The sequence below is a fragment of the Frondihabitans sp. GW821-FHT04F02 genome (assembly GCF_059420045.1).
Window position 1 is genome coordinate 234096 of the sequence record NZ_JBWKSZ010000003.1, and the last position, 26058, is coordinate 260153.

Below are 26058 nucleotides of genomic sequence, written 5' to 3' on the forward strand. Positions count from 1 at the left end.
GCGCCCAGGAGGAGCTTCTTTGACGATCGTCACCCCGCCTCCCACAGCCGACGCGCCCTGGCCCGTCGGGCTGCTGGCGGCCAAGGTCCGCGACTGGATCGACCGCCTCGGCACGGCCTGGGTCGAGGGCGAGATCACGCAGTGGAACAGCTCCGGCGGCAACGTCTACGGCAAGCTCAAAGACCTCGAGCAGGACGCCACGGTCTCGTTCTCGATCTGGTCGAGCGTGCGGGGCAAGATCCCCGACGACCTCAAGCAGGGCGACCGGGTCATCGCCGCCATCAAGCCCAACTACTGGGTTAAGGGCGGATCGCTCACCATGCAGGTGTTCGACATGCGGCACGTCGGTCTCGGCGACCTGCTCGAGCGGCTCGAGCGCCTGCGTCGGCAGCTCGCGTCCGAGGGGCTGTTCGATCCGGCTCGGAAGCGGCGACTGCCCTTCCTCCCTCAGTGCATCGGCCTCGTCACCGGCAAGGACAGCGACGCCGAGAAGGACGTGCTCCGCAACGCCCAGCTGCGCTGGCCCTCGGTGCGGTTCAAGACGATCCACGCCGCCGTCCAGGGCGAGCGCATGCCGAGCGAGGTGACCGCGGCGGTGAAGGCGCTCGACGCCGACCCCGAGGTCGACGTCATCATCGTCGCCCGCGGCGGCGGCGACTTCCAGAACCTGCTCGGCTTCAGCGACGAGGGGCTCCTTCGCGCGGCCGCCGCCGCGACGACGCCCATCGTCAGCGCCATCGGCCACGAGGCCGACCGCCCGCTGCTCGACGAGGTCGCCGATCTCCGCGCCTCCACGCCGACCGACGCGGCCAAGCGCGTCGTGCCGGACGTCGGAGAAGAGCTCCTGCGCGTGCAGCAGGCCCGCGGGCGCATGGCCGGCCGCCTCACGCACCTGATCAACGGAGAGATCGACCGGCTAGGCCAGATCCGCAGCCGGCCCGTGCTCGCCCGCCCGCAGACTCTCCTCGACATCCGCGCCGACGAGCTGGTCCGGTACGTCGCCCGGAGCGAAGAGCTCCTGCGACGCGCAATCGAGCGCGCCGGCGTCCGGGTCTCGGAGCTCGCCGCCCAGCTCCGCGCCCTCTCGCCCGAGTCCACGCTCCGGCGCGGCTACTCGATCGCCCAGCTCCCCTCGGGCGCGGTGCTCCGCGACTCGTCCGAGGCGCCGCCCGACACTCCCCTGCTGCTGACCCTCGCCTCCGGCTCGCTCGACACCGTCAGCCGAGGGCCTCGCACCGACGGCGCCTCGGATGGCGCTCCCACCCCCGCTCGATAGGATTTCACCGTGGCAACCTCCCCCGTCTCCGATGTCGCCGATCTCCCCGCCGTCTCCTCGTACACCTACGAGCAGGCTCGCGACGAGCTCGTGACCGTCGTCAACGAGCTCGAGCAGGGCGCTTCGACGCTCGAGCGGTCGCTCGCCCTCTGGGAGCGCGGCGAGGCCCTCGCCGCCCGGTGCGAAGAGTGGCTGCAGGGCGCCAAGGAGCGCCTCGAGAAGGCGCGCTCGAGTGCGGTCGCCGAATGAGCGACATCCCGCCCCCTCCTCTCGGCAAGCAGCGCGCGCCCCGCGTGGTCGCCGAGCTCGGCCGCCCCGAGACCCCCGGCGAAACGGCAGCCCGCAAGGCCGCGAGCTCGCGTGCGCATCGCGAGAACCAGACCGCCTTCAACCTGACCATCGCGATCATCGTCTCGGTGGCCATCGTCGTCCTGCTCGTTCTGGCTGTGCCCCGTGACGACGGCTCGCACCTGCAGGTCGTCGACTACCAGAAGGTGGCCTCCGAGGCGCAGCCCCAGCAGACCGAGAAGCTCGCCGCACCCGCGATGCCCTCGAAGTGGACGTCGAACCGCGCCGAGATCGCGCCCGCGGGCGCCGACGGCGTAGCCACCTGGTACGTCGGCTTCCTCACCCCCGACACGCAGTTCATCGGCCTGACGCAGGGCTTCAAAGCGAATGCGACGTGGGTCAGCAACAAACTCGACGAGGCACGCAAGACCTCCGAGAAGACCGTCGGCGGCGTGACCTGGACCGTGTACGACCAGCGCGCCGAGAACAACACCGGCAACAACGCGTACGCGATGGTCGCGACCGAGGGCGACTCGACCGTCGTCCTCGCCGGCACCGCCAGCGACACCCAGTTCGACCTTCTCGCCACCCGCGTCGCCGCGCAGCTGGCCGGCTGAGCAGCCGACGAGCCGAGCCCCCCGACCCTCCCGATCCCGACCCCTGGAGAGCCCTCGTGACCGACACCACAGCCACCCCGACCCCCGGCACCGCCTGGAAGGCCATGTCCGCCGGCAACGTGCGGTTCGTCGAGGGCCGCCCCGAGCACCCGCACCAGGACGCCGACCGTCGCTCCCTGGTGGCCTCCGGTCAGAAGCCGATCGCGGCCGTGTTCGGGTGCGCTGACAGCCGCCTCGGCGCCGAGATCATCTTCGACAGCGGTCTCGGCGACCTCTTCGTGGTGAGGAACGCCGGTCAGGTCGTCGGCGACAACGAGATCGGCTCGCTCGAGTTCGCTGTGACCGCTCTGAAGGTGCCGCTGATCGTCGTGCTCGGGCACGACAGCTGCGGTGCCGTGGCCGCCGCCATCGCGTCGATCGATGCTAACTCCGAGTCGCAGTCGTTCTACCTGCAGCGCCTCGTCGACATGATCGTGCCCTCGGTCAAGCGGGCGCACCGCGAGCTCGCGGATGCCGCGGGCGCTCTCGATCCGCGGGAGGTCGGCCGGCTGCACATCGAGGCGTCCGTCGGCGCTCTCCTCGAGCGCTCGATTGTGATCTCGGACGCAGTCGCCAGCGGTAGATTGGCAGTCGTCGGAGCCAACTACGACCTCGCCAACGGCCGAGTCGACTTCCACACGGTCGTCGGCGATCTCTGAGGCCCGACCCGCACACCACACCCCCTGACGGAAGGACCACAGCGACGTGACCACCACCGAGACCACCGCAACGCCCGACTCGACCTCGAGCGGCGCCGCCGGCGAGTTCCGCATCGAGCACGACACGATGGGCGAGGTGAGGGTCCCGGCCAGCGCCCTCTACAGTGCCCAGACGCAGCGCGCCGTCGAGAACTTCCCGATCTCGGGTGCGGGGCTCGAGCCGGCGCAGATCGTCGCCCTCGCGCGCATCAAGCGCGCGGCCGCGATCGTCAACGGCGAGATGGGGATCCTCGAGGGCCCCATCTCAGCGGCGATCGCCGAGGCGGCCGACCTCATCATCGGCGGCTCGCATCACGACCAGTTCCCTGTCGACGTCTATCAGACCGGCAGCGGCACCTCGTCGAACATGAACATGAACGAGGTGCTCGCCACGCTGGCCTCCGGAATCCTCGGCTCGCCGGTTCACCCCAACGACCACGTCAACGCGTCGCAGTCGTCGAACGACGTCTTCCCGACCTCGGTCCACGTGGCCGTCACGGGCGCCCTACTGCACGACCTCGTCCCCGCTCTCGACCACCTCGCCCTCGCCCTCGAGAAGAAGGCCGACGAATGGAAGGGCGTCGTCAAGTCGGGTCGCACCCACCTGATGGACGCCACGCCTGTCACCCTGGGCCAGGAGTTCGGCGGCTACGCCCGCCAGATCCGCCTCGGCATCGAGCGCGTCACCGCGACGCTCCCCCGCGTCGCCGAGGTGCCGCTCGGCGGCACGGCCACCGGCACCGGCATCAACACGCCCATCGGCTTTCCGCAGCGCGTCATCGCGGCCCTCGCGGCCGACTCGGGCCTGCCCGTCACCGAGGCGCTCGACCACTTCGAGGCCCAGGGCGCCCGCGACGGCCTCGTCGAGGCGTCCGGCGCCCTGCGCGTGCTCGCCGTGAGCCTGACCAAGATCAACAACGACCTCCGCTGGATGGGCTCCGGCCCCAACACCGGCCTCGGCGAGCTGCACATCCCCGACCTCCAGCCCGGCTCGTCGATCATGCCCGGCAAGGTCAACCCCGTCATCCCCGAGGCGGTGCTCATGGTGAGCGCCCGCGTCATCGGCAACGACGCCACCATCGCCTGGGCGGGCGCCTCAGGGGCCTTCGAGCTCAACGTCGCCATCCCTGTCATGGGCACCGCGCTGCTCGAATCGATCCGCCTGCTGTCGAACGCGACCGTCGCTCTCGCCGACAAGGCTGTCGACGGGCTGATTGCCAACGTCGAGCACGCCCGCGCCCTCGCCGAGTCCTCGCCGTCGATCGTCACGCCCCTCAACCGCATCGTCGGCTACGAGGCGGCGGCGAAGATCGCCAAGCACTCCGTCAGCGCGAAGATGACCGTGCGCGAGGCCGTCATCGACCTCGGATTCGTCGAACGCGGCGAGGTCACCGAGGAGCAGCTCGACAAGGCGCTCGACGTGCTCAGCATGACCCACCCGGGCTGAGCCGAGCCGTCCCGGAAAGCGCCGCGACCGATGGGCGTCCACTGGGGCTGCCCGTGCGCCCCCGGAACCGCCGTTCCAGGGCACTCCGTCGTCACGGTGCGAGGGCAGCGGCCAGCCAGAAGCCCGCGAGAACGGCCGGGCCGTACGGCACCACGGGCGGCGCCGGGCGCCGGCGCCGGGACACGACGAGGGTGACGAGACCTGCGACGCCGCACCCGACGAGCGCGACGGCGGCCCCGCCCGGCCACGCCGACTGCGCCCCGCAGGCGACGGCGGTGGCCAGCTTGACGTCGCCCATCCCCACGGCGCCGCGGGAGGCCGCCAGGCAGCCGACGGCGGCTGTGGCGACCACGACGCCCAGCGCGACGGCGGCGGCCGACGGCGGCCAGGCGCCCGCGACGACGGCCACCACCCCGCCGACCGGGGCGATTGCCAGAGCAGGATGCGTCACGGCGTTGGGGAGGCGGAGCGACGCGACATCACTCCGCACCAGAAGCGGCGTCGTGAAGGCCAGCCACACGGCCAGCGGAAGCGCCGCCACTGGCAGGGAGACGCTCACGCCGAGCAGGGCGAGGATGACCAGGGCGTCGACGAGGGGATGCATGCGTCGACCGTAGGAGCCGGCGATGCACCCCCGGTCACCCCGGGCTCGATCTGTGGAGAGCGGCCCCCGGTCCTGCCTGTGTGCACACAGTCCTGCTCGTGTGAGCACAGCCCTGCACTGTGCAGGAGACCCGAGGCCGCCCGACGGCGACTAGGCCAGCTCGTTCGACTCCAGCAGCTCGGTGACCAGCGCGGCGATCGCCGACCGCTCCGAACGCGTCAACGTCACGTGGGCGAACAGGGGGTGCCCCTTGAGCGTCTCGATGACCGAGGCGACTCCGTCGTGGCGTCCGACCCGCAGGTTGTCGCGCTGGGCGACGTCGTGCGTGAGCACCACTCGCGAGTTCTGGCCGATGCGCGACAGGACCGTGAGCAGCACGTTGCGCTCGAGCGACTGGGCCTCGTCGACGATCACGAACGCGTCGTGCAGCGAGCGACCGCGGATATGCGTCAGCGGCAGCACCTCGAGAATGCCCCGCTCGACGACCTCGTCGAGAACGTTCTGAGACACGATCGCGCCGAGCGTGTCGAAGACGGCCTGCGCCCACGGGTTCATCTTCTCGCCTGCGTCGCCCGGCAGGAAGCCGAGGTCCTGGCCGCCGACCGCGTACAGCGGCCGGAACACCATGATCTTCTTGTGCTGCTGCTTCTCGAGCACGGCCTCCAGGCCCGCGCAGAGGGCGAGCGCCGACTTGCCGGTGCCGGCGCGGCCGCCGAGCGAGACGATGCCCACCTCGGGGTCGAGGAGCAGGTCGATCGCGAGGCGCTGCTCCGCCGAGCGACCGTGCAGGCCGAAGACGTCGCGGTCGCCGCGCACCAGGCGCACGTGCCCCTTCGAGACCACGCGGCCGAGGGCCGAACCGCGATCGGAGTGCATGACGAGACCCGTGTTGACCGGCTGCTCCGCGGCACGCGTCGAGATGTGCTCGTCGTCGTACAGCTTCGCCATCTGCTCACTCGAGATGTCGACCTCGGCGAGCCCCGTGTAGCCGGAGTCGACGATCTGCTCGGCCCGGTACTCCTCGGCCGCGAGACCGATCGACGCCGCCTTGACCCGCAGCGGGAGGTCTTTCGACACGACCACGACCTCGAGTCCGTCGTTCGACAGGTTCGACGCGACGGCGAGGATCCGGGAGTCGTTGTCGTCGAGACGGAGCCCCGAGGGCAGCACGGTCATGTTCGAGTGGTTCAGCTCGACGCGGAGCGAACCGCCCTTGCCGACCTCGACCGGAAAATCGAGGCGGTCGTGCTTGACGCGGAGCTCATCGAGCAGGCGGAGAGCTTGACGTGCGAAGTAGCCGAGCTCGGGGTCGTGACGTTTCTTCTCCAGTTCGCCGATGACGACGACCGGGATCACGACCGACTGCTCCGCGAAGCGGAACATCGCCTGCGGATCGCTGAGCAGAACCGAGGTGTCGAGAACGTAGGTCTTCTGGCCGGTCTTCACCCCCTCGGCGCTGGTGGTGGGGGTTTCTGCGACGTCGTATGCGGTCACGACCGACTCCATCTCCGGGTGCGGTGGGCACTCGGTACCTTCCCTCAAGACGGCCGTGGAGCAGTTTCGAAACGAACTTACGTGGCCGTCTCGATCAGGTGCCTTACCTGATGGGTTGAAGCTACGTCAGCCCACCGACATCCCACAAATGCGACACGCTGACGCCGGGTTACGAGCAGATTAACCCCCGTCACAGGCGTCACAGGGCGCAGGAACTCGCGCCCCGCCGACGCGAGGGCCGGCGTTCCTGCGCCGATCAGCACCGCCCTGCGCCCGTCAGTACTGGATCGCCGACCCGTACGAGGTCAGCGCCCCGCGGAGGGCCCCGAGGGTCTCTTCGCCGGTGGACACGTGCACGCTGAGGCGCACGAGCCCGTCGCGCACGGTCGCGGTGACGCCGTGGTTGATGAGGGCGGCGGTGAGGGCGGTGACGTGACCGGCCTCGGGCTGGAGGACGACGATGCCGGCGCGCTCGGTCTCGTCGCGCGACGAGACGACCGGGATGGCGAACTCGTCGGCGATGTCGATCACTGCCGAGACGGTGAGGGCGATGGCGCCGGCGATCTGCCCGACGCCGGCGTCGGCGATGCCCTCGAGTGCGGTCGCGAACCGAGCCTGCGCGATCGGGTCGCAACGGGTCACCTGGAAGGCCGCGGCGCCCTGGAGCGGCGGCGGCACCTCGTCGTACGAGCCGCCGAGCGGGACGATCGTGCCGCTCACGCCGCTGATCAGAGGCACGAGATCGGTCGCGGCACGCTCGCTGAGACCGAGGAAGCCGGTGCCCCAGCCGGCGCGGACCCACTTCTGGCCCCCGGCGACGACCACGTCGGCCACCTCGTACGGCGCCTCGGTGACGCCGAAGCCCTGGATCGCGTCGACGATGAGCAGGCGGTCGCCGATGACGTCGCGGATGCCCTCGAGATCGACCTTGTAGCCCGTGCGGTAGTCGACGAGGCTGACCGCGACGGCGGTCGTGGCCGGCGTCAGGTTGTCGCGGACGACCGACGGCGTGACGACGCCCGCCGGGGGCTCCATCGTGATCTGGTCGAGCACGTGCAGCGCCTGAGCGGCGCGCTGTGCGGCCACCGGGATGCTCGGGTACTCGCGCGCCGAGTACAGCACCTGGCCCGACAGGCCGAACATCGCGTGGAAGAGGCCGACCGAGGTGTTCGGCTGGAACACGATGCGCTCGGTCGGGAACCCGGTGACGCGGCGAACCGCCTCGCGCACCCGGATGTCCTGCTCGTCGAAGACGTTCGCCGCGCCGTAGCGGGCGCGCACGTGGATCTCGTCGAGGGCCGCCTGCTCCGCCACCACTGCGCGGCCCATGGGGCCGAACGAGGCGAAGTCGAGGTAGCCGGGGTCTTCAGAGAAGCCGTCTCTGTAGTCGTCGATGCTGCTCAATCGGGCTCCTTGCTGAAAACTGAACCTAACTACCGTACCTGCGATGGCGGTTGGCGAAGTCTCGCACGGCTCGGAGGAAGTCGACCTCGCGCAGATCGGGATAGAACGCCTCGACGAAGTAGAACTCGCTGTGGGCGCTCTGCCACAGCATGAAGTCGCTCAGGCGCTGCTCGCCCGAGGTGCGGATCACGAGGTCGGGATCGGGCTGGCCGCCGGTGTAGAGGTGGTCGGCGATGAGCTCGGGGGTGAGCACCTCGGCGAGGTCGTCGATGGTACCGCCGCCCTCTCCGTGAGCGCGCACGATGCTGCGCATCGCGTCGGCGATCTCGCGACGGCCGCCGTAGCCGACGGCGAGGTTGACGTGCAGGCCGGTGTGGTCGGCAGTGCGCGACTCGGCATCGTGGAGGGCGTCGACGAGCGACCCGGGCAGCCCGTCGACGGCTCCGACGTGCTGCACGCGCCAGTCGCCGGTGCGCGAAAGGTCGTGCGCCAGCTCCGAGATGATGTCGACCAGCGCCTCCAGCTCGGCGTCGTGGCGGTTCGTGAGGTTGTCGGCCGACAGGAGGTACAGCGTGACGACCTTGATGCCGAGCTCGTCGCACCAGGTCAGGAACTCGCGGATCTTCGCCGCACCCGCCCGGTGGCCGTGCGCGGCCGTCTCGAGCATCCGCTGCTTCGCCCAGCGCCGGTTGCCGTCGACGATCATGGCGACGTGGTGCGGCAGCTCCAGGCCCGCAAGGCCGCGCCGGATGCGACGCTGGTAGAGGCGGTAGGCGAACCCGCGGCCGACCGGGTTCTCGCCCGCGTCGCCACCCGTGGTTCGTCGCCGTGTCGTCACGAAGCTACGGTAGCCCACCCGCCAGTGAGTCGGCGTCGGCCGTCGGGTGGACCCGGGTCGTCCGTGCGGACCCCCGCGCCGGCACCGCAGCCATTATTGCCGCAGGGCTTCGTGCGGCAGAATCCGCGACGCCCGAGCGGCCGCGAGCACTCCTCCGAGTGCCCCGATCGCCATCCCGCCGAGAACGGCGAGCGGCGCGAGACGGAGGTCGAAGACGGGGATCCACTGCCGTGCGATCGTGATGCCCAGGATCCCGGCCACGCCGACCGCCAGGCCCGCGAGACCGCCGATCGCGCCGATGATCGACGACTCCGCGAGCACCAGCCCGGAGATGTGCACCGGACGCGCCCCGACGGCTCGACGCAGACCGAACTCGGCCCGGCGCTCGAGCACGGACAGCACCATCGAGTTGCCGAGGCCGACCACCGACGCGAGGACCGCGAGTCCCGTGAACGCCAGGAGCGTCGAGCGGACGTCGCTCTGGATGTCGGCCCGCAGCGTCGATGGATCGGGTGGCGCGTCGACCGCGACCGCTGACGGGGTGTACGGATCGATCGCCAGCGAGACCTGCGACGCCACCTGCTGAGCGGCACCGGGCCGCACGGTCACGAGCGCGTAGACCTGGCTCGACTCAGCCGGAAGCCCCGCCGAGGTCGGCAGCAGGACGGAGCCGGTGAGTGTCGGGATCCGGGAAGACGAACGCAGGACGCCGACGACGATCGCTCGTCGTCCCGCCACGGTGATCGCCGGCCGCGCGTCCACGCCGGCCAGCTCGAGCTGCGCGGCGAGGTTGCGGCCGATCACCACCTCGCCGTTGTCGAGAGCCCGCGGGTGCCCGTCGGCCCACCGTATCGACGCATCCGTGGCCGACAGCCCGGCGTCCTCCGTGCTGTACCCGCCGGCCTGGAGCATCGGCCGCCGCGGCGATGCCTGGACGTCGACACCCCCGTGGTCCGTGACGATGCCGACGGCATCCACCCCGGCGAGCGCCCGGAGCCGAGCCGGCATTCCGTCGACGTCCGCTGCGGGCGACAGGTCTCCGTCACCCCACGACGCTGTCACAGCGCGGTTCGCGTGGGCGTCGAACGTGTCGGCGACCTGCGATGAGGCCGAGGCGGAGATGCCCAGCGTCGCGACGGCGAGCGCGACGCCGACGGCCACGGCCGCGACGAGGCCTGCCGTGCGGCCGGCCCGCGACAGCACCGACGCGCGGGCGTCGGCGAGGAGGTCGCGAAGCCGCAGGCGCGAAGCCCGTCCCGCCGGCGCGGGCACCTCCGGCAGGTCGCGCCCCGGCGGGGTGGCCCCGCGCTCGGTCAGCTGGCCGTCGTTCATGGTCAGCCGCCGCTCGGCCTCCGCCGCGACCTCGGGCGAGTGCGTCACCAGGACCACCGTCGCGCCCCGCTCGTGCACCGACCGCAGGCTCTCGACGATCCGCTGGCTGTTGGCGCTGTCGAGATTGCCTGTCGGCTCGTCGGCGACGAGCACCGGAGCGTTCGTCGCGAGGGCGCGTGCGATGGCCACCCGCTGGCGCTCGCCGCCGGAGAGGTCGGCAGCGCGCTTGTCGGCGAAGGCGGACAGCCCCACGGCGGCGAGTGCGGCAAGCGCCGCATTACGGCGCTCGGACGGCGTGACCGCTCGGTACAGCAGCCCGAGCTCCACGCTGTCGACGACGGGACGCCGGTCGAGAAGGTGGAAGCTCTGGAAGACGAACGCGAACGTGTCCGACCGGAGCTCGGCCAGCCGCCCCGGCGACGCCGACATCGCATCGATGCCGTCGATCGAGTACGTTCCCGCGTCGGGGCTGTCGAGGAGTCCGAGCGTGTTGAGGAGCGTCGACTTGCCTCCGCCCGACGGCCCCTCGATCGCCACGAACTCTCCCGAGCGGATCACGGCAGAGACACCGGCGAGCGCCTCCGGGCCGCCGGGCTCGTAGCGCCGCCGCACAGAGTGCAGGTCGAGATCGACCACCTCAGTCCACCCGCACGAGGTCGCCGGTCTGCAGCATCCCCCTCGTGGTCGGCACGACAGCGCTCTGGCCGCCGGGCTGCCCGGCCTCGTCGACGGGCACCCGCACGAAGCCGCCGTCGGCGAGGCGCTTGCGGACGTGGTCGCCGGCGGTGCCGCCCGTCACGACGGCCGTGCTGGGAACGAGGAGGGAGTTCCTGCGCACGACTTCGATGTCGAGCCTCAGGAACGCTCTGCCCGCCGCAGAGGAGATGGTCGCACCCGCCGCCGTCGGGGCGAGCTCGATCGTCGACTCGCCCTCTTTCGCGCCGTCATTGACCCGGGTGACCTTCACGGGGGCGTCTTTCCCGGCCGCCGTCAGCGTGCCGGTCATTCCGTCCCGCACCCGGACGCCGACGGTCGAGGGGACCTCCGCTACCGCGATCAGCTCGCCGCGCTCGACGACGATCTCGGTCTCGTCGTCGACGGATGCCCCGACCGCGGGCCCCGTGACGAGGTGGGCGCGATCGGTCGCCATGACGATGAGCTCGGCACGCGGGATGACGATGTGGGTCGTCGGCGGTGAGGACTCTGCGTCGCTGGCACCCGCGTCGGCCTTCGCCGGGGCCGGGTCGGCGACCTCGTGGGCCGGGTATCCGATCGCACGGTAGAGATCGCGGGCAGCGCGCTCGGTACCCGTGCCGAAGACGCCGTCGGCCAGCACCGCGAAGCCCGCGGCGGTGAGGCCCTGCTGCAGCTGCCGCACGTCGGGCCCGCTCCGTCCGGCTTCGAGGTCGCGGTAGAAGCGGAAGGCTCCGGGCATCGCGACGATCGGGCGACCGTTCACCTCGAGCAGGCTGTGCCCGGCGACGACCTCCTGGCCCGCAGGAACTGGCGTCCCCGTCACCACGGCCGGCGCCTCCGCCGCTGTCAGCGCGAGCCGCTCCCGCGCCGCGCGCCTGACGGTGGCCTCGCTCGTGATCGTGTCGGCCAGGTCGCCCCGCGTGACCGCGGCCGTCACAGGCTGCTTCGGCGGAGCCGATGCCGCCGCTTCCCGCTGGGCGGGCGACTGCACCGCGGATGCCGCCGCCCAGCCGCCGCCGAAGACGGCGGCGGCCACGAGGGTGGTGACGCCCACCCGCGCGAGGCGTCTACTTCGAGGGCGCATGCTCGGCGATGTACTCGTGGACGCGTGCGTTCTTCGCATCGATCTGCGCCTTCACGCGGAGGAGCTTGTCGGCGTTCTTCTCCACGAGCTCCTGCTGAAAGGCCCACTCCGTGTCGTAGATCGTCTTCGCGTAGCCGCTCGACTCCTGGCATCGTGCGTCGAACACCGCGATGCGGATCTCTTCGGCCGAGGCGTCCTCGGTCGGCAGGATGTCGCCGGACAACCCGAACCTCGCGTTCAACTCATCACTCGGTGGGCCCGACGGCGACGCGTCCAGGCCGCTGATCCCGAGCGGCTTCATGCACTCGCGCCACCGCGCCGTCACCGCCTTCACCTCGGGGTCGACGAGTGTCGCGTCGTACGCGTCGACGGCGAGCTCCGTCGCGTACTGCTCGATCTGCTGTTCGGTGCCCAGCTCCTCTCGCGCGTCACCCAGGCACTTCGAGAAAAGGCGCTCTCCTTCTGGCGTCAGCTCCGGCCCCTCGAAACCCCGCCGGATCTCCTCGGGAGTCATCCCGCCCGCGCCGACCTGCTGGTGATAGCCGAACTGCCGCGCTGTGCTCTCGTCGAATAGGAGCCTCGTCACGGTGTTCCAACTGGCATTGCCGTCCTCGCGAAGCGTGCGGTGCTCGACAGGGTACTCGAGCCCCTTCTCTGCGAAGCACTTCGAGATGAACACATTCTCGGCATACATCGTGTTGTCGGACTCGCTGTCGGCATACGCGTCGGTCGGCATGAGGTAACGGGCCTGGTTCTTCTCCGGGTGCTCGAGAGATCTGCCGCCAGACCCGGAGGCGCAGCCGTTGAGCACCCCGGTCGCAATGACGATCGCTGCCACCCCGGCCAGACGTCGTCTCATTGGACGAACATGCTCGAGCTGATCCGGTCGTTGAAAACCTTCTTTACAGTGCCATTGGCATCGGCGAGATTCTTGTCGCCGTTCTGCCGCTCGAGCAGGATCGAAGGACCTGTGAAGTCTTTGTGCTGCCAGAATTTCGCCCTGTTGTACTGACCGTTGTTGTAAAGGGACGACGCGATGTCGTTGGCGTGCCGGTAGCCGACGTCGCCAATGAGAATCGCCGCATAGCTGTCGATTCGGTGCGTGAACGAGATCCGATCTCCGCCGTAGTTCTTGTCGCGCCAGATGCAGGCGGACCCCTTCTTGCACGACGCAGGAGCCGGCGACACGGCCCGGGCTTCCAGGGAGTCCGACGCAGTCGAGGCGCGAGCTGATTCACTTACCGCGATTGGGCCGTTGACCAGAGCGACGATTGCAGCCACAGCGAGCAGTGGACGTTTCATTGAGGTTCCTTTGGGGGGGGAGGAGGATAGATAGGCAGCGAGATCCGCTACCCCAGCACGAACTGCGCCGAGCTCACCCGGTCGTTGAAGTTGACCGGGACGGTGCCGGTCGAGTTGTTGAGGTTGCTGTCGCCGTAGCCCGGCAGCAGGCGGAACGACGGCCCGTTGTAGTTCTTGTCGGCCCAGAACTGCGCGGTGTGCGTGCGGCCGTTGTTGTACGCCGACGACGTCGTGTTGTCGGCGTTCGCGCTGCCGGGCCCGGCCACGAGAACCTTCCTGAGGTCGGGGATCCCGTACTCGAACGCGACCTGCGTGCCGCCGTAGCTGTGGTCTCGGAACACGCACGCGTAGCCCTTCCCGCAGCTCGCCGGGGCTGCCGAAGGCGCCGCCACTGCTGGTCCGGCGACGAGAACGACTGCGGCGGCAGCAGCCGCCACGGCGATTGCGATTCGGACTGTGTTCATCTGCGGCCTCCTGGAGCCTCGGTAGCGGTGGTGCGGGATGGCGCGAGCCGGTCTATGACCCGTGCGATCCGCGTCTTCTTCTCTTCGATCTCGACCCGAGAGCGCTCGAGCTCGTCGGCGTTCGCGAGCAGGAGCGACTCCTGCTGGCTCCACTCCCCTGCGTAGTACGCGTCCCGGTACCCGCTCGTGACCCGGCACGTGGCGTCCGCGACCGCCAACTCGACCTCGGCGGCGGAGGGAGCACTGCCTCGGTCGGCATGGCCCGCCAGGCCGAAGCGCTCGGAGACGGAATCGCTGGGCATGTCGACAGGACGTGTTCCGAGGTCGCTCACCCCGTGCGGGGACATGCACATGGCCCACCGGTCGGATGCCTCCCTCACGGCGGCCGAGGCGGAAGTCGCGTCGCGCGCCTCCGCTACGAGTGCCTGCGCCAGGGGGATCTCCGGATGATCGGTGACGAGAACGGTGCGAGCCTCGTCCAGACATGCCGCGGAGACAGCGTCTCGGGCGGTCTCGCGACTCGGAGACTCATCGGACCTCGGCGCCTGGTGGTAGCCGAAACGAGCCGCGATCTCCTCGGAGAAAGGCGTCAGCCCGGCCGCGCTCGTCGTTCTGGCCTCCGCCGTGGTCGGCGGCCGGGAAGGCACCGGCCGATCGATCCCCTTCGATCTCAGGCACCGTGCGACGAGCAACGCCTCCGCGTAGCGCTCGTCCGCCGCCGAGTCGTCGACGTACCGGTCGAGCGGAAGGCGCCAGCTGTCGACGTCCATCCCGGCAGCCGCAGAAGCGCGTGCCGACGACGCATCCGGGGCGCTGGCCACCACTGCGATCGCGCCACCCATGAGGGCGAGGGCGGCGGCAGAGGCGGCGGCAACGCGAACAGACATATCGATCTCCTAGACAGCCTCGTCGGCGAGGTAGGTCCACACTAGAGAATCCGAAATCTCACATGCAAATGAGACAATGCCTCAGCTGGCAGAGCAAGGCGAACGGCCAGCCGCGCGCCCTACGCTCGGCCCATGACGGTCATCCCCTCCGCCCTCGAGGTCAAGCCCACCTGGCGTGGCTGGATCCACGCCGCCACCTTCCCCGTGGCCATCGCTCTCGGCGTGCTGCTGGTGTGCCTCGCCAACGGCGCTCCCGCCAAGGCCAGCACTGCGATCTACTTCGGCACGTCGCTCCTGCTCTTCGGCATCTCGGCGACGTACCACCGCTTCAACTGGAAGCCCAAGGCCAAGCTGCTGCTCAAGCGACTCGACCACTCGAACATCTTCCTGCTCATCGCCGGCACCTACACGCCGATCGCCGTGCTGAGCCTCGACCGTCCGCAGGCGACGACGCTCCTCTGGATCGTCTGGAGCGGCGCCCTGGCCGGCATCGCCTTCCGCGTCTTCTGGACCAGCGCTCCCCGCTGGCTCTACACGCCCCTCTACGTGCTCCTCGGAGTCGGCGCGCTTCTCTTCGTCCGCGAGATGGTGGCGAACAACCCGGCGTCCATGATCCTGGTGCTGACCGGCGGGCTCCTCTACATCATCGGAGCCGTCTGCTACGGCACGAAGCGTCCCAACCTCGTGCCCGGCGTCTTCGGATTCCACGAGCTGTTCCATGCGCTCACGGTGGCGGCGTTCCTGTGCCACTGGACCGCCGTGCTTCTCGTCGCGATCTGAACCGCGCCGTGAGCGGGCAGTGCCCGATGCGAGGAATCAGGGGCGCAGGAACCGCGACCCCGCCACCTACTTGACGTCGCCCCCGCGCAGCTCGTCGTCGAGTCCCGCCGCCGCGCGTGCGGCCTCGTCGCGCTCCCGCTCGATCTGCTCGCGCACCTCTCCGCGGTACCGCGTGCGGCGCACCCGTCGGGTCATGTCGATGATCAGGAAGACGGTGGCCAGCCCGATCCCGAAGATGGCCAGGAAGCCGATCCAGCCGGGTGTGACGAGGCTGTCGGGCACGGCCTGCCCACTGGGAGACGGGACGCCCGTCTCGGCCAGGACGGTCGTGATCACGGCTGCGAGCATCATTCGGCGATCCCTGCGAACAGGTCGGTCTCGGGCAGCGTCGACTCGACCTTGGAGTCGACGAGCTGGAAGTCCTCGGTCGGCCAGGTGCGGGCCTGGAGATCGCGCGAGTGCAAGAAGAAGAATCCGGTCGGGTCGACCTGGCTGGCGTGGGCGATCAGGGCGGCGTCGCGCTCCGCGAACGAGTCCGCGACGTTCACGTGCGTCGTCGACAGGTCGGGCCGCTCGCCCCAGCGCTCGAACATCTCGTCCATCTGCTTCAGCACCTCGGAGTCGGGCGTCTCGTCTTTGATGACGTCGTAGATCGCGCGCATCTTGGTGGAGTTCATGATGCGGTCGTAGTAGAGCTTCGACGCCTGCCAGGCGGGCCCGGCGTCGGGGTACCTCGCCGGATCGCCGGCGGCCTCGTAGGCGGCGACCGAGACCTCGTGCGTGCGGATGTGGTCGGGGTGCGGGTAGCCGCCGTTCTCGTCGTAGGTGACGATGACGTGCGGCTGGAAGCGGCGGATGATGCGCACCAGGGGCTCGGCCGAGATCTCGACGGGGATCGTGGCGAACGAGTTCGGCGCCAGCGGCTCGCCCTCTCCGGGCAGCCCGGAGTCGGCGTAGCCGAGCCAGACGTGCTCGACGCCCATGACCTCCTGCGCTCGAGCCATCTCGTACACGCGGAGGCCTGCGATGTCGCGCTCGGCGTGGGCCTTCGCCTCGAGGTGCTCGTTCAGGATCGAGCCCTGCTCCCCGCCGGTGCAGCTGACGACGAGAACCTCGGCGCCCCGCTTGCGGTAGTGGGCGTACGTGGCGGCACCCTTGCTCGACTCGTCGTCGGGATGGGCGTGGACTGCCAGCAGGCGCAAGGGCACGGGGTTACCTCGGATCTTGATCACGGCCAGCGTTGCTAACCTTCTCCCAAGGATAATCGGACGGAGTTCCACGGTGGCCCCCACCCCCTCGACTACGAGTGAGCACGACTCGCGACCCGCCGATTCCGCTCTCGACCGACGCTACGGGCGCACACGCGCCTTCCGACTGCGTCGTCGCTGGATCGCCGCGATCGTCGGTGGCGCGTTCGTCGTCGTCTTCGGTGCCTGGGTGATCTTCGCCGCGTTCGACGGCACCAGCGCCTCGATCGAGACCGACGATGCCGGCTACGTCATCCACGACGCCCACTCGGCGACCGTTCGCTCCGAAGTCAGCGTCGCGCCGGGTACGAGGGTCGACTGCGCCATCCAGGTACTCAACTCCGGCTTCGACGTGGTGGGCTGGAAGGTCGTCCACTTCCCCGCCTCGACCAGCCAGTCGAACACCTACACGACCGACCTGAACACGATGAACCGCGGTGTCACGGGCTTGATCGACAAGTGCTGGCTGCCATAAGCTCGTCTGATGGACCTCGAGACCGGCCACACGGCCGGTCTCGTTTTTTAGGCCTGGCCTGCAGACTTGCACGCCACGGCAACCGTTTCATGGGAGTACCGATGAGCAACGCCGAATCGACCACCTGGCTCTCGCAGGAGGCCCACGACCGCCTGGTCGCCGAGCTCGAGACCCTGAGCACCTCGGGTCGCGACGAGATCGTCGGCCGCATCTCCGCCGCGCGCGAAGAGGGCGACCTGAAAGAGAACGGCGGCTACCACGCCGCGAAAGACGAGCAGGCCAAGCTCGAAGCGCGCATCCGCACGCTGACCAACCTGCTGAAGACCGCCACCATCTCGGAGGGTGCGGCCGACACCGGCATCGTCGGCCCCGGCATGCTGATCACCGCCACGATCGCCGGCGACGAGTCGACGTTCGTGCTGGGCAGCCGCGAGATCATCGCGCCCGGCAGCGACCTCACCGTGTACAGCCCGACCAGCCCGCTGGGTGAGGCGATCACCGGCAAGAAGTCGGGCGAGAGCACCAGCTACACGGCGCCCAACGGCAAAGACATCGCGGTGTCGATCAGCAGCGTCGAGCCCTACGACGGCTGAGCCGCGCTGACGCGAGAGGGGCCCGGGTTCGCGAACCCGGGCCCCTCTCGCGTCAGCGCGGGTTACGAGTCGACGCGCACCGGCGTGAAGCCCGCGTCGGCGAGCCGGGCGAGCACCTGCTCAGCGTGATCCGGCCCGCGCGTCTCGACGCTGAGCTCGAGCTCGACCTCGCTGATCTGGAGGCCGCGGCCGTGGCGGGTGTGCAGCACCTCGACGACGTTCGCGTTGGCCTCGGAGATCAGTTCCGAGACACGGGTGAGCTGGCCGGGACGATCCGGCAGCATCACCCGGAAGTGCAGGTAGCGATCGGAGGCCGCGAGGCCCCGGCTGATGACGCGCTCCATCATGAGCGGGTCGATGTTGCCGCCCGAGAGCACGATCACCGTCTTGCCCAGCGCCTGCACCTGCTCCGTCAGCACAGCGGCGACGCCGACGGCACCCGCGGGCTCGACGACCTGCTTGGCGCGCTCGAGCAGCACCAGGATCGCCTTGGCCGTGTCGTCGTCGCCGACGGTGACGACCTCGTCGACCACCTCGCGCACGATCTGCCAGTTGAGCTCGCCGGGCTTGGCGACGGCGATGCCGTCGGCGATGGTGGGGGTCGGCACGACGCCGGTGCGCTCTCCCAGCTTCATCGACACGGCGTAGGGCGCCGAGTTGGCCGCCTGGACGCCGATGATTCGGATGCTTCCGCCGGTCTCGCGCCGCGTCTGCGTGATGGCGCTCGCGACGCCCGAGATGAGGCCGCCGCCGCCGATCGCCATGATGATCGTCTCGACGTCGGGCACCTGGTCGAGGATCTCGAGGCCGAGCGTGCCCTGGCCGGCGATGACGTCGGCGTGGTCGTACGGCGGGATGAAGACGGCGCCGGTCTGCTCCGAGAAGTCCCGCGCGGCGCGGAGGGCGTCTTCGACCGAGTGTCCGCTCAGCACGACGTCGGCGCCGTAGTCGCGCGTGGCCTGCAGCTTCGGCAGGGCGACGCCCACGGGCATGAAGATGGTGGCCGTGATGCCCAGCTCGCGGGCCGCGAGAGCGACGCCCTGAGCGTGGTTGCCGGCCGACGCGGCGACGACGCCGTTGGCCTTCTCGTCGGCGCTCAGCTGCGAGAGGCGGTTGTACGCGCCGCGGATCTTGTACGACCCCGTGCGCTGCAGGTTCTCGCACTTAAGGTAGACAGGCGTGCCGAGAACGGCGCTCAAGAACGACGAGCTCTCCATGGGCGTCACGTGTGCCACCTGCGAGACGCGTTCCCGCGCCGCATGGAAGTCCGCGAGCGTGGGTCCGGCAAGGATGACGTCAGGCATGGGAAGAGTGTACGGCTCGAAGGGGTGCAGGAACTCGCGCCCGATGTCACTGGTTCCCCCTAGTCTCGGGGCGTGTCGAAGTCCGTCGTCTCCCCCGCCCTCGCCCGTCGCATCGCCCTCGCCGCGCAGGGGTTCGGCCAGACCCCGGCGGCCGCAGTGGGGACGCGTCAGCTCAACCTGGCCATCGACCGCCTGGGCATCGTCCAGATCGACTCCGTCAACGTGTTCGAGCGCAGCCACTACCTCCCGCTGTACGCCCGGCTGGGCGCCTACGACCGGTCCCTGCTCGACCGGCTGACCTTCGCACGCGGCGGCCGCTACGTCGAGTACTGGGCGCATGAGGCGGCTTTCCTGCCGACCGAGTCCTGGCCCCTCTGGCGCTGGCGGATGCACGACTACCGGGCGAAATGGGAGGCCGACGAGACGTCCTTCTCGCGCACGAACCGTCCGATGCTCGACTGGCTGCTCGACGAGCTGCGCTCGACGGGGCCGCTGCCGGCGAGTGCCATCGAGGCTGACTTCATGGGGCAGGAGGGTTCGAACGTCCGCCGCGGCCCCTGGTGGGGCTGGAGCGACGTGAAGCGCGGCCTCGAGGTGCTGTTTCGCACCGGCGAGGTCGTGAGCGCCGGTCGCAGTCGATTCGAGCGCGTGTACGGCCTGCCCGAGCAGGTCCTGCCCGCCGAGATCGCGTCGCGGGAGGTGTCGCGGGCCGACGCCCACCGCGAGCTCGTAGCTCGCGCCGCGGCCGCCCACGGCATCGGCACGGCGTCCGACCTCGCCGACTACTACCGGCTCAAGGCCGTCGACGTCATCCCCGCGCTCCGCGAGCTCGAAGACGCCGGCATCGTCCAGGAGGTCGAGGTGCCCGGCTGGAAGCGCAAGGCGTTCCTGCACACCGGTGCGCGACTCCCCCGTCGAATCGCCTCCGACGCGCTGCTGTCGCCGTTCGACCCGATCGTGTGGGAGCGCGCCCGCGCCGAGCGGATGTTCGGATTCCACTACCGGATCGAGATCTACACGCCGCAGCCGAAGCGCATCTTCGGCTACTACGTGCTGCCCATCCTCCAAGACGAGGCTCTGGTCGGCCGCATCGATCTGAAGTCCGACCGGCAGGCGGGCATCCTCCGCGTCCAGGCCGCGTGGCACGAGGCCGGGCAGGCGGTCGACGTGGAGCGGCTCGCGGCGCTCCTTCGGCGCACGGCGGCGTGGCAGGGGCTCGGCGACGTCGAGGTGACGGGGCGCGGCGACCTGGCGCCGGCAGTGGCGGCCGCGCTGCGGGCCGCCTGACGTCGGTACGGCGGGGCTGGGCAGTTCCTGCGCCCTGGTTCTGCGCGTCGCACCGGCCGTGCCAGGCCCGCCGGATCGGCAGGAACCCGCCGTCTGTTCGACGGGAATGCGCCGAATCGGCGGGTGCCCGTCGAATTCGCGGCTAGAAGGTGCCTGCGCTCGACCGCAGCCGCTCGACGCGCTGCTCGATCGGCGGGTGCGTCGAGAAGATGCGCGACATCAGGCCCGGTCGGGCCGGGTCGCTGATCCACAGGTGGGCCATCGACGAGTTCTGCGTCAGCATCGGCCGCCCGTAGGCGCCGAGCTTCTCGAGCGCCCGGGCCAGGCCCTCGGGGTAGCGGGTCGTCAGGGCTCCGGTGGCGTCGGCGAGGTACTCGCGCTGGCGCGAGACGGCGGCCTGGACGCCGGCGGCCGCCAGGGGCGCGACGATCATGCCCGCGAGGCCGAGGATGATCATGACGGGGTTGCTTCCGCCCCCGCCCTCGCGCCGGTCGTTGTTGCTCCCGCCGAACATGGCGCCGAAAAACGACATCCGCACGAGGACGTCGGCGAGGAAGCCGACGGCCACCACCAGCCCGAAGACGATCGTCGACACCCGGATGTCGTAGTTTTTGACGTGGCCCATCTCGTGCGCCATGACGCCCTCGAGCTCAGCGTCGTCCATGATCTCGAGCAGGCCGGTCGTGGCGGCGACGACGGCGTGCTGCGGGTCGCGCCCGGTGGCGAAGGCGTTGGGTGCGGGGTCTTGCACGACGTACACCTCGGGCATCGTCATGCCCATCGTGATCGAGAGGTTCTCGACGGTTCGATACAGGCGAGGCTCTGTCGTCGCGTCGATGCGGATGCCGTGGCTCATCGCGATGGCCTGGCGCGAGGCGAAGAAATACTGCACGAGGGCGTAGAGGGCGGCCACGACGAGCACCGTGAAGCCGATGGAGGGGTTGCTCCAGATGGCGCTGGCGGCGAAGCCGAGACCACCGATGATGACCAGGAAGATCAGGATGATGAAGACGGTGTTGCGCTTGTTCCGCGCGACGGCGTTGTACATGGGGCGTCTCAGCCTCGCGTCAGAACTGGACGCGCGGGGGCTCGGCGATCGCCGACGGCTCGGAGACCTCGAAGAAATCGCGGTTCGTGAAGCCGAGTCGCTTCGCCACGAGAGTGTTCGGGAAGACGGTCGTCTTCGTGTTGAACTCGCGGACCCCGCCGTTGTAGAAGCGGCGAGCTCCCTGGATCTTGTCTTCGGTGTCGACGAGCTCCGACTGAAGCTGGAGGAAGTTCTGGCTCGCCTGCAGCTGGGGGTAGTTCTCGGCGACGGCGAAGATGCTCTTGAGCGACTTCTGCAGGTGGCCCTCGGCGACAGCGGCCTCGGCGGGCGACGAAGCACTCAGAGTCTCGGCGCGGGCTTTGGTGACGCTTTCGAACACGCCCGACTCGTGCGACGCGTATCCCTTGACCGTGCTGATGATGTTGGGGATCAGGTCGCCTCGGCGCTTCAGCTGCACCGTGATGTCGCTCCACGCCTCGTCGACACGCACCTTCAGCGTGACCATCGAGTTGTAGGTCGCCCAGAAGTAGATGCCGACGATGACGAGCAGCAGGACGACGATGCCTACCGCGATGAGAATGCCGATGAGGGCGGAATCCATGCTCGAGTTGCTCCTTGTTGATTCGGCATTCACTATAAACGGGCGGGGTGCGGCCTTCATGTGGCCTGGGCATTCTCGGAGCCAACTCACGAAGTGGCAGACCGCGGAATCTAACGATTGGTGAAACTTTTCGCGGTTCAGCCCTGGGGTGGATTGACTTGTACCCCGCTCCTTGGCTTACTGGGTGACAGTGCTCACCGACACGACCCCCAGCTCCCGATGCTCCGCGGCCCTCGCCGGTCCGCGTCGTCGCCGTGCCCGAGTGGTCGGCCTCCTCGGCCTCGCAGCTCTCGCCGGCCTCGTCGGGGCACTCGTGCTCGGCCAGTTCCCGGCCATCGCCGAGCCGGCCGCCGGCCCGAACCCGGGTGGCTCGGCGGCTCCCACGCTCTCCCCGGTCACGCCCACGATCACGGTCGCCGACGCTCCGTCATCGACGACGCGCGCGACCGGCACCGCGACCCCAGGAGCGAGCCTCCGCATCCTCGACCCGACGCACCCCGCCTCGTCGCTGTGCACGACCACAGCGGCGAGCGACGGCTCCTGGTACTGCTCGGTGACCGTCTCGAGCGGTGCCGATCAGCGTTTGACCCTCCGCGACCTCACGAACACGCAGTTCGCCGACGTCATCTCCGAGCCGTTCTCGATCCTGGCGGCCCCCGCCGTCTCGACGTCGGCCGGTGTCTCGGTGGGCGCCCGGCTGCAGGGCACGGCGTTCGCCGGCGCGACCGTGACGCTGACCCTCGTCGAGGGCGGCTACAGCACCGAGGTCAGGACGACCGTCGCCTCCGACGGCTCATGGTCGAGCGTGCTGCCCGCCTCGACCGTCCCGACGGGCACGTACTCGGTCACCGGCGTCCAGTCGTCGACGGCCGTGCCGAAGGTGCCCGTGTCGAGCGCGTCGTCGCCGCTCTCCGTGTCGATCGACCGCGAGGCCCCGCCCGCCCCGCGGCTCCTGCACCCCGCCGCCGGCTCGACGGTCTCGACGCAGCCCCTCACGTTCGACGGCAACGGCCAGAACGGCGCGACCGTCACCACCTACGTCGACAGCAACCCGGTCTGCACCGCGGTCGTGAAGAACGGCTACTGGAGCTGCACCTCGGCCGGGCTCCTGCTTCCCTCCGGTACGCGAAGCGTCCAGGCCGCGCAGCGCGACGCCGCCGGCAACTACGGCGCACCGAGCGCTGCCGTGAAGGTCGACTTCGCCAAGGCCACCCCGTCGTCGACGCCGTCGGCCCCCTCGACGAACACGCCGGGGCAGGCACCCGGCAGCGGCCAGACGCCGAGCGACCCCGGCTCCTCTTCGACCGCCTCACCGAGCACGCCCGGCGGCGGCGGGTCGACCGGCGTCGGCTCCGGCAGCGCAGGAGGCCCGGGCTCCGGCGGGGCTGTCCCCGGTGACGGCGGCGCAGGAACTCACGGCTCGGCCGCCGCACCGGGCTCCGCCCTGTCCGAGGCCTCCTCCTGGACGGCCTCGACGGGCTTCGGCCGCAGTCTGCCGACCCTCTCGGAGAGCGTGGGCGGCTCCGCGTGGGCGTGGGCGCTCCTTCTCGGGCTGGTCTTCGTCGCCCTGGTGCTCGCTCCGATGAGGCTCGCCGCGTCGGCGCTCGGCGGCCGCCTCGCGATGCGGGCCCGGCACCTCACCGGCCGCAACCGCTCCCGCCGCGACGACTCCGCGCAGCCTGCGCTCTCTCCGGCCGCCGCCGTGGCCACCGCCCTGGCGGCGGGCGCTCTCCTCGTCGCCCTCGCCGCCGGGGTCGACGACCAGGTCCGCTACGTCCGCCTCGCCGTGGCCATCGTCATCGGACTCGGCCTCATCAACGGGCTCGGCATCGTCCTGCCGACGTGGATCGCCGGGCGCCGACTGGGCCTGCGCCTGCGTCTCACCCTGTCGCCCCGCCTGCTGCTGGCCGCGGCCCTCGCCTGCCTCGCGACGCGTATCCTCGACCTCGACCCGCCGATGGTGCTGGGCGTGCTCCTCGCGGCCGGCCTGGTCGACACCGCCGGGCGCGACCTCGATGAGATCGGCGACGTGCGGCGCGGCGGAATCGTCGCCACCGCGCAGCTCGGCAGCCTCGCCCTCGTCTCGCTCGTCGCCTGGGTCGCCCACGGCCTCGTTCCCGCGGGCAACGCCGTCTTCGCCGTCGAGATCACCCGCGAGACGCTGGCCACCGTGTGCCTGGCGGGCCTCGGGTCGCTCATCGTGCTGCTCGTGCCCGTCGGCAGGCTGCCCGGCCGCGCGCTCTACTCGTGGTCGAAGCCGACCCTCGTCGGGCTCGCGATCGTCGGGGTGGCCGCCGCCGCGGTCGTCTACGCCGGGGGCCCTGCCGAGGCCTTCCCCATCGGCCCGCTGGTCGTCGCCGCGATAGCGTTCGCCGTGGTCGCCCTCGGCGCGTGGGCGTGGGTGCGGTTCGTCGAGCCGGCGACCGACGACTACGTCTGACCTCGCGCTCGCGGTGCCCCCGCAGGGGTTCGAACCCTGACTGAAGCGATTTTAAGTCGCCTGCCTCTGCCAATTGGGCTACGGGGGCGCGGGCTTCCAGCGTAGGGGACGCCCGGCCTCCCGCCGCCGCACCACGATCCGGACTCGACACCACCCCGGCCGCGCTTCGACCCACGATCGGGACTCGGCACCACGCGAAGCCGTGGTGCGGAGTCCCGATCGTGGTGCGAGCGGCCGGGGGATGTATCGCACGCAGGAACGCCCCGCCCGACCGATGTCGACGCGGGGCGTTCCGGGAGCTGACAGCTACTCGGCGACCGGAGCCTTCTTGGCGGCGGCCTTGCGGGCCGGAGCCTTCTTCACGGGCGCAGCCTCGGTGGACGAGTCGGCCGGCGTCGCGTACGCGGGACCAGGGGCGTCCTTCGGCGCACCGATCTCGGGCGCCGGAGCAGAGGCCTCGGCCGGGGCGGCCGGCTTCGGGCGCGACGCGAACTCCTCGAAGGCCGCACGCGGCCTGGTCACGTTGTCGAGCGAGGCGATGTCGCGGCCGAGGATCATGTTGTTGGCCCAGCCGGTGACGACGCGAATCTTGCGCTCGAACGACGGCATCGCCATGCCGTGGTAGCCGCGGTGCGCGGCCCAGGCCGGGAAGCCCTTGAGCGCGAACTTGCCGCTCTGGAAGACGCCGATGCCGAGACCCAGGCCCGCGACGGCGCCGAGGTTGTCGTGGCGGTAGTCCTTCGTGTTCTCGCCGCGGAGCACCGCGGTGATGTTCTTAGCGAGCTGCTTGCCCATGCGGACGGCGTGCTGCGCGTTGGGCACGCAGAAGCCGCCGACGCCGGCGCCGGTGAGATCGGGGGTCGCTGCGACATCGCCGCAGGCCCACGCGTCGGGGACGACGGTGCCGTCTTCGGTGACGATGCGGAGGTCGGGCTGCACGGTGATGCGGCCACGGGCCTCGAGCGGGAAGTCGGTGCTGCGGACGACGGGGTTCGCCATGACGCCCGCGGTCCAGATGATGAGGTCGGACTCGAATGACTCGCCGGTGGAGAGCTCGACCTTGCCGCCGACGGCGGACTGGAGCTGCGTGTCGAGGTGCACGATCGCCTGGCGCTCGGCGAGGTTCTTCAACACCCAGTGGCTGGTCTCGAGGGCGACCTCGGGCATGATCCGGCCCATCGCCTCGACGAGGTGGAAGTGCGTGTCGTCGATGGTCAGGTTCGGGTAGTTCTTGAGGAGGTCGGTCGCGAAGCTGCGGAGCTCGGCGAAGACCTCGATGCCGGCGAAGCCTCCGCCGACGACCACGGTCGTGAGCAGGCGGTCGCGCTCGGGGCCGGCGTCGAGGTTCGCCGCCTTCTGGAAGTTGGTGAGGAGCTTGTCGCGGATCGCCTCGGCCTCTTCGATCGTCTTGAGTCCGATGGCCTCGTCAGCGACACCCGGGATCGGGAAGGTGCGCGACACTGCGCCGGCCGTCATGACGATCTGGTCGTACTCCATCTCCCAGGCGTCGCCGACCTCGGGGGTGATGGTGGCGGTCTTGGAGGCGTGGTCGACCTTGGTCACCTTCGCGGTGACGACGTTGGTGCGCGTGAGGTGACGGCGCAGCGACACGATGGCGTGGCGGGGCTCGATCGAGCCGGCGGCGACCTCGGGGAGGAAGGGCTGGTAGGTCATGTACGGCAGGGGGTCGACGACCGTGACATCCGCCTCGCCCTTGCGCAGCCACTTCTCGAGCTTCCAGGCGGTGTAGAAACCGGCGTAGCCGCCGCCGACGATCAGGATTTTGGGCACGAGGGATTGACTCCTTGGTAGG

Annotated in this window: 26 protein-coding genes and 1 tRNA gene; 10 read left to right on the plus strand and 17 right to left on the minus strand. The window is 70.2% G+C overall.

Annotation, left to right across the window (positions count from 1 at the left end):
- Positions 1-19: 19 nt before the first annotated feature.
- From xseA to AC07TY_RS09755, 5 genes are all read left to right on the plus strand, one after another.
- A complete protein-coding gene (gene xseA, locus AC07TY_RS09735) occupies positions 20-1276 on the plus strand; it encodes an exodeoxyribonuclease VII large subunit (RefSeq protein ID WP_494785186.1) in 1257 nt (418 codons plus the stop codon).
- A gap of 9 nt (positions 1277-1285) precedes the next feature.
- Positions 1286-1525 (plus strand): exodeoxyribonuclease VII small subunit, encoded by a 240-nt coding sequence (locus AC07TY_RS09740; RefSeq protein WP_123506248.1) that lies wholly within the window; start codon positions 1286-1288, stop codon positions 1523-1525.
- Positions 1522-2181 carry a DUF4245 domain-containing protein gene (locus tag AC07TY_RS09745; protein ID WP_494785187.1) on the plus strand — a complete coding sequence of 220 codons (660 nt, stop codon included), beginning with the start codon at positions 1522-1524 and terminating at the stop codon, positions 2179-2181. Before AC07TY_RS09740 ends, AC07TY_RS09745 begins: the two co-directional genes overlap by 4 nt.
- 104 nt (positions 2182-2285) lie before the next feature.
- Positions 2286-2879: a carbonic anhydrase gene (locus AC07TY_RS09750; protein ID WP_488626771.1), complete on the plus strand. Its 594-nt coding sequence runs from the start codon at positions 2286-2288 to the stop codon at positions 2877-2879.
- Positions 2880-2925: 46 nt separating this feature from the next.
- On the plus strand, positions 2926-4365 hold the full coding sequence (locus AC07TY_RS09755) for a class II fumarate hydratase (RefSeq protein WP_255410950.1): 1440 nt from the start codon (positions 2926-2928) through the stop codon (positions 4363-4365).
- Positions 4366-4456: 91 nt separating this feature from the next.
- On the opposite strand, the gene AC07TY_RS09760 is transcribed toward AC07TY_RS09755, so the two are convergent.
- The 10 genes from AC07TY_RS09760 to AC07TY_RS09805 form a co-directional block, all read right to left on the minus strand.
- Positions 4457-4969 (minus strand): A24 family peptidase, encoded by a 513-nt coding sequence (locus tag AC07TY_RS09760; RefSeq protein ID WP_488625705.1) that lies wholly within the window; start codon positions 4967-4969, stop codon positions 4457-4459.
- Between the two features lie 150 nt (positions 4970-5119).
- On the minus strand, positions 5120-6475 hold the full coding sequence (gene phoH2 / locus AC07TY_RS09765; RefSeq protein ID WP_494785434.1) for an RNA 5'-3' helicase PhoH2: 1356 nt from the start codon (positions 6473-6475) through the stop codon (positions 5120-5122).
- Between the two features lie 264 nt (positions 6476-6739).
- Positions 6740-7867 (minus strand): aminotransferase class V-fold PLP-dependent enzyme, encoded by a 1128-nt coding sequence (locus AC07TY_RS09770; RefSeq protein WP_494785188.1) that lies wholly within the window; start codon positions 7865-7867, stop codon positions 6740-6742.
- A 25-nt stretch (positions 7868-7892) separates the two neighbouring features.
- Positions 7893-8705, minus strand: coding sequence for an isoprenyl transferase (locus AC07TY_RS09775; protein WP_123506541.1), 813 nt, complete (start codon positions 8703-8705; stop codon positions 7893-7895).
- Between the two features lie 93 nt (positions 8706-8798).
- Positions 8799-10673: an ABC transporter ATP-binding protein/permease gene (locus AC07TY_RS09780; RefSeq protein ID WP_494785189.1), complete on the minus strand. Its 1875-nt coding sequence runs from the start codon at positions 10671-10673 to the stop codon at positions 8799-8801.
- A 1-nt stretch (position 10674) separates the two neighbouring features.
- Positions 10675-11787 (minus strand): peptidoglycan-binding protein, encoded by a 1113-nt coding sequence (locus AC07TY_RS09785; protein WP_494785190.1) that lies wholly within the window; start codon positions 11785-11787, stop codon positions 10675-10677.
- A gap of 13 nt (positions 11788-11800) precedes the next feature.
- Positions 11801-12676: a hypothetical protein gene (locus AC07TY_RS09790; RefSeq protein ID WP_494785191.1), complete on the minus strand. Its 876-nt coding sequence runs from the start codon at positions 12674-12676 to the stop codon at positions 11801-11803.
- Positions 12673-13119 (minus strand): peptidase inhibitor family I36 protein, encoded by a 447-nt coding sequence (locus AC07TY_RS09795; protein ID WP_494785192.1) that lies wholly within the window; start codon positions 13117-13119, stop codon positions 12673-12675. Before AC07TY_RS09795 ends, AC07TY_RS09790 begins: the two co-directional genes overlap by 4 nt.
- A gap of 47 nt (positions 13120-13166) precedes the next feature.
- On the minus strand, positions 13167-13583 hold the full coding sequence (locus AC07TY_RS09800; RefSeq protein WP_158614218.1) for a peptidase inhibitor family I36 protein: 417 nt from the start codon (positions 13581-13583) through the stop codon (positions 13167-13169).
- Positions 13580-14353 (minus strand): hypothetical protein, encoded by a 774-nt coding sequence (locus tag AC07TY_RS09805; protein ID WP_494785193.1) that lies wholly within the window; start codon positions 14351-14353, stop codon positions 13580-13582. Before AC07TY_RS09805 ends, AC07TY_RS09800 begins: the two co-directional genes overlap by 4 nt.
- Before the next feature lie 249 nt (positions 14354-14602).
- Between AC07TY_RS09805 and trhA the strand changes: the two genes are divergently transcribed.
- The gene (trhA, locus tag AC07TY_RS09810; protein ID WP_123506258.1) at positions 14603-15250 is read left to right on the plus strand and encodes a PAQR family membrane homeostasis protein TrhA; all 648 of its coding nucleotides are present in this window, start codon (positions 14603-14605) and stop codon (positions 15248-15250) included.
- Positions 15251-15316: 66 nt separating this feature from the next.
- Here trhA and AC07TY_RS09815 read toward each other — a convergent pair whose 3' ends face one another.
- A complete protein-coding gene (locus tag AC07TY_RS09815) occupies positions 15317-15601 on the minus strand; it encodes a hypothetical protein (RefSeq protein ID WP_199738259.1) in 285 nt (94 codons plus the stop codon).
- On the minus strand, positions 15598-16482 hold the full coding sequence (gene mca / locus AC07TY_RS09820; RefSeq protein WP_494785194.1) for a mycothiol conjugate amidase Mca: 885 nt from the start codon (positions 16480-16482) through the stop codon (positions 15598-15600). Before mca ends, AC07TY_RS09815 begins: the two co-directional genes overlap by 4 nt.
- Positions 16483-16531: 49 nt before the next feature.
- Here mca and AC07TY_RS09825 point away from each other — a divergent pair, with 49 nt between their 5' ends.
- Positions 16532-16972 (plus strand): DUF4307 domain-containing protein, encoded by a 441-nt coding sequence (locus AC07TY_RS09825; protein ID WP_494785195.1) that lies wholly within the window; start codon positions 16532-16534, stop codon positions 16970-16972.
- Between the two features lie 101 nt (positions 16973-17073).
- A complete protein-coding gene (gene greA, locus AC07TY_RS09830; protein ID WP_233579994.1) occupies positions 17074-17565 on the plus strand; it encodes a transcription elongation factor GreA in 492 nt (163 codons plus the stop codon).
- 62 nt (positions 17566-17627) lie between these two features.
- Here the strand turns inward: greA and ilvA are convergent, their stop codons facing one another.
- Positions 17628-18869 carry a threonine ammonia-lyase gene (gene ilvA, locus AC07TY_RS09835; RefSeq protein WP_123506260.1) on the minus strand — a complete coding sequence of 414 codons (1242 nt, stop codon included), beginning with the start codon at positions 18867-18869 and terminating at the stop codon, positions 17628-17630.
- A 72-nt stretch (positions 18870-18941) separates the two neighbouring features.
- Here ilvA and AC07TY_RS09840 point away from each other — a divergent pair, with 72 nt between their 5' ends.
- A complete protein-coding gene (locus tag AC07TY_RS09840) occupies positions 18942-20156 on the plus strand; it encodes a winged helix-turn-helix domain-containing protein (protein ID WP_494785196.1) in 1215 nt (404 codons plus the stop codon).
- 142 nt (positions 20157-20298) lie between these two features.
- Here AC07TY_RS09840 and AC07TY_RS09845 read toward each other — a convergent pair whose 3' ends face one another.
- Together AC07TY_RS09845 and AC07TY_RS09850 are read right to left on the minus strand one after the other, a co-directional pair.
- The gene (locus tag AC07TY_RS09845) at positions 20299-21204 is read right to left on the minus strand and encodes a M48 family metallopeptidase (RefSeq protein ID WP_123506262.1); all 906 of its coding nucleotides are present in this window, start codon (positions 21202-21204) and stop codon (positions 20299-20301) included.
- 19 nt (positions 21205-21223) lie between these two features.
- Positions 21224-21805: a LemA family protein gene (locus AC07TY_RS09850; protein WP_199738261.1), complete on the minus strand. Its 582-nt coding sequence runs from the start codon at positions 21803-21805 to the stop codon at positions 21224-21226.
- A gap of 184 nt (positions 21806-21989) precedes the next feature.
- Between AC07TY_RS09850 and AC07TY_RS09855 the strand changes: the two genes are divergently transcribed.
- Positions 21990-24245, plus strand: coding sequence for a hypothetical protein (locus AC07TY_RS09855; RefSeq protein ID WP_494785197.1), 2256 nt, complete (start codon positions 21990-21992; stop codon positions 24243-24245).
- 14 nt (positions 24246-24259) lie between these two features.
- On the opposite strand, the gene AC07TY_RS09860 is transcribed toward AC07TY_RS09855, so the two are convergent.
- Both AC07TY_RS09860 and AC07TY_RS09865 read right to left on the minus strand, forming a co-directional pair.
- Positions 24260-24333, minus strand: a tRNA-Leu gene (locus AC07TY_RS09860).
- A gap of 218 nt (positions 24334-24551) precedes the next feature.
- Entirely contained in the window at positions 24552-26036 is a 1485-nt protein-coding gene (locus AC07TY_RS09865) for an NAD(P)/FAD-dependent oxidoreductase (protein WP_123506264.1), read from the minus strand.
- Positions 26037-26058 lie beyond the last annotated feature (22 nt).

Excerpts from the sequence above, each read along its gene's own strand:
- AC07TY_RS09745 (WP_494785187.1), top strand. The coding sequence starts at position 1,522 with ATGAGCGACATCCCGCCCCCTCCTCTCGGCAAGCAGCGCGCGCCCCGC.
- AC07TY_RS09750 (WP_488626771.1), top strand. The coding sequence starts at position 2,286 with ATGTCCGCCGGCAACGTGCGGTTCGTCGAGGGCCGCCCCGAGCACCCG.
- AC07TY_RS09760 (WP_488625705.1), bottom strand. The coding sequence starts at position 4,969 with ATGCATCCCCTCGTCGACGCCCTGGTCATCCTCGCCCTGCTCGGCGTG.
- phoH2 (WP_494785434.1), bottom strand. The coding sequence starts at position 6,475 with ATGGAGTCGGTCGTGACCGCATACGACGTCGCAGAAACCCCCACCACC.
- AC07TY_RS09790 (WP_494785191.1), bottom strand. The coding sequence starts at position 12,676 with ATGAGACGACGTCTGGCCGGGGTGGCAGCGATCGTCATTGCGACCGGG.
- AC07TY_RS09795 (WP_494785192.1), bottom strand. The coding sequence starts at position 13,119 with ATGAAACGTCCACTGCTCGCTGTGGCTGCAATCGTCGCTCTGGTCAAC.
- AC07TY_RS09800 (WP_158614218.1), bottom strand. The coding sequence starts at position 13,583 with ATGAACACAGTCCGAATCGCAATCGCCGTGGCGGCTGCTGCCGCCGCA.
- AC07TY_RS09805 (WP_494785193.1), bottom strand. The coding sequence starts at position 14,353 with ATGGACGTCGACAGCTGGCGCCTTCCGCTCGACCGGTACGTCGACGAC.
- trhA (WP_123506258.1), top strand. The coding sequence starts at position 14,603 with ATGACGGTCATCCCCTCCGCCCTCGAGGTCAAGCCCACCTGGCGTGGC.
- AC07TY_RS09815 (WP_199738259.1), bottom strand. The coding sequence starts at position 15,601 with ATGATGCTCGCAGCCGTGATCACGACCGTCCTGGCCGAGACGGGCGTC.
- greA (WP_233579994.1), top strand. The coding sequence starts at position 17,074 with ATGAGCAACGCCGAATCGACCACCTGGCTCTCGCAGGAGGCCCACGAC.
- ilvA (WP_123506260.1), bottom strand. The coding sequence starts at position 18,869 with ATGCCTGACGTCATCCTTGCCGGACCCACGCTCGCGGACTTCCATGCG.
- AC07TY_RS09845 (WP_123506262.1), bottom strand. The coding sequence starts at position 21,204 with ATGTACAACGCCGTCGCGCGGAACAAGCGCAACACCGTCTTCATCATC.
- AC07TY_RS09850 (WP_199738261.1), bottom strand. The coding sequence starts at position 21,805 with ATGGATTCCGCCCTCATCGGCATTCTCATCGCGGTAGGCATCGTCGTC.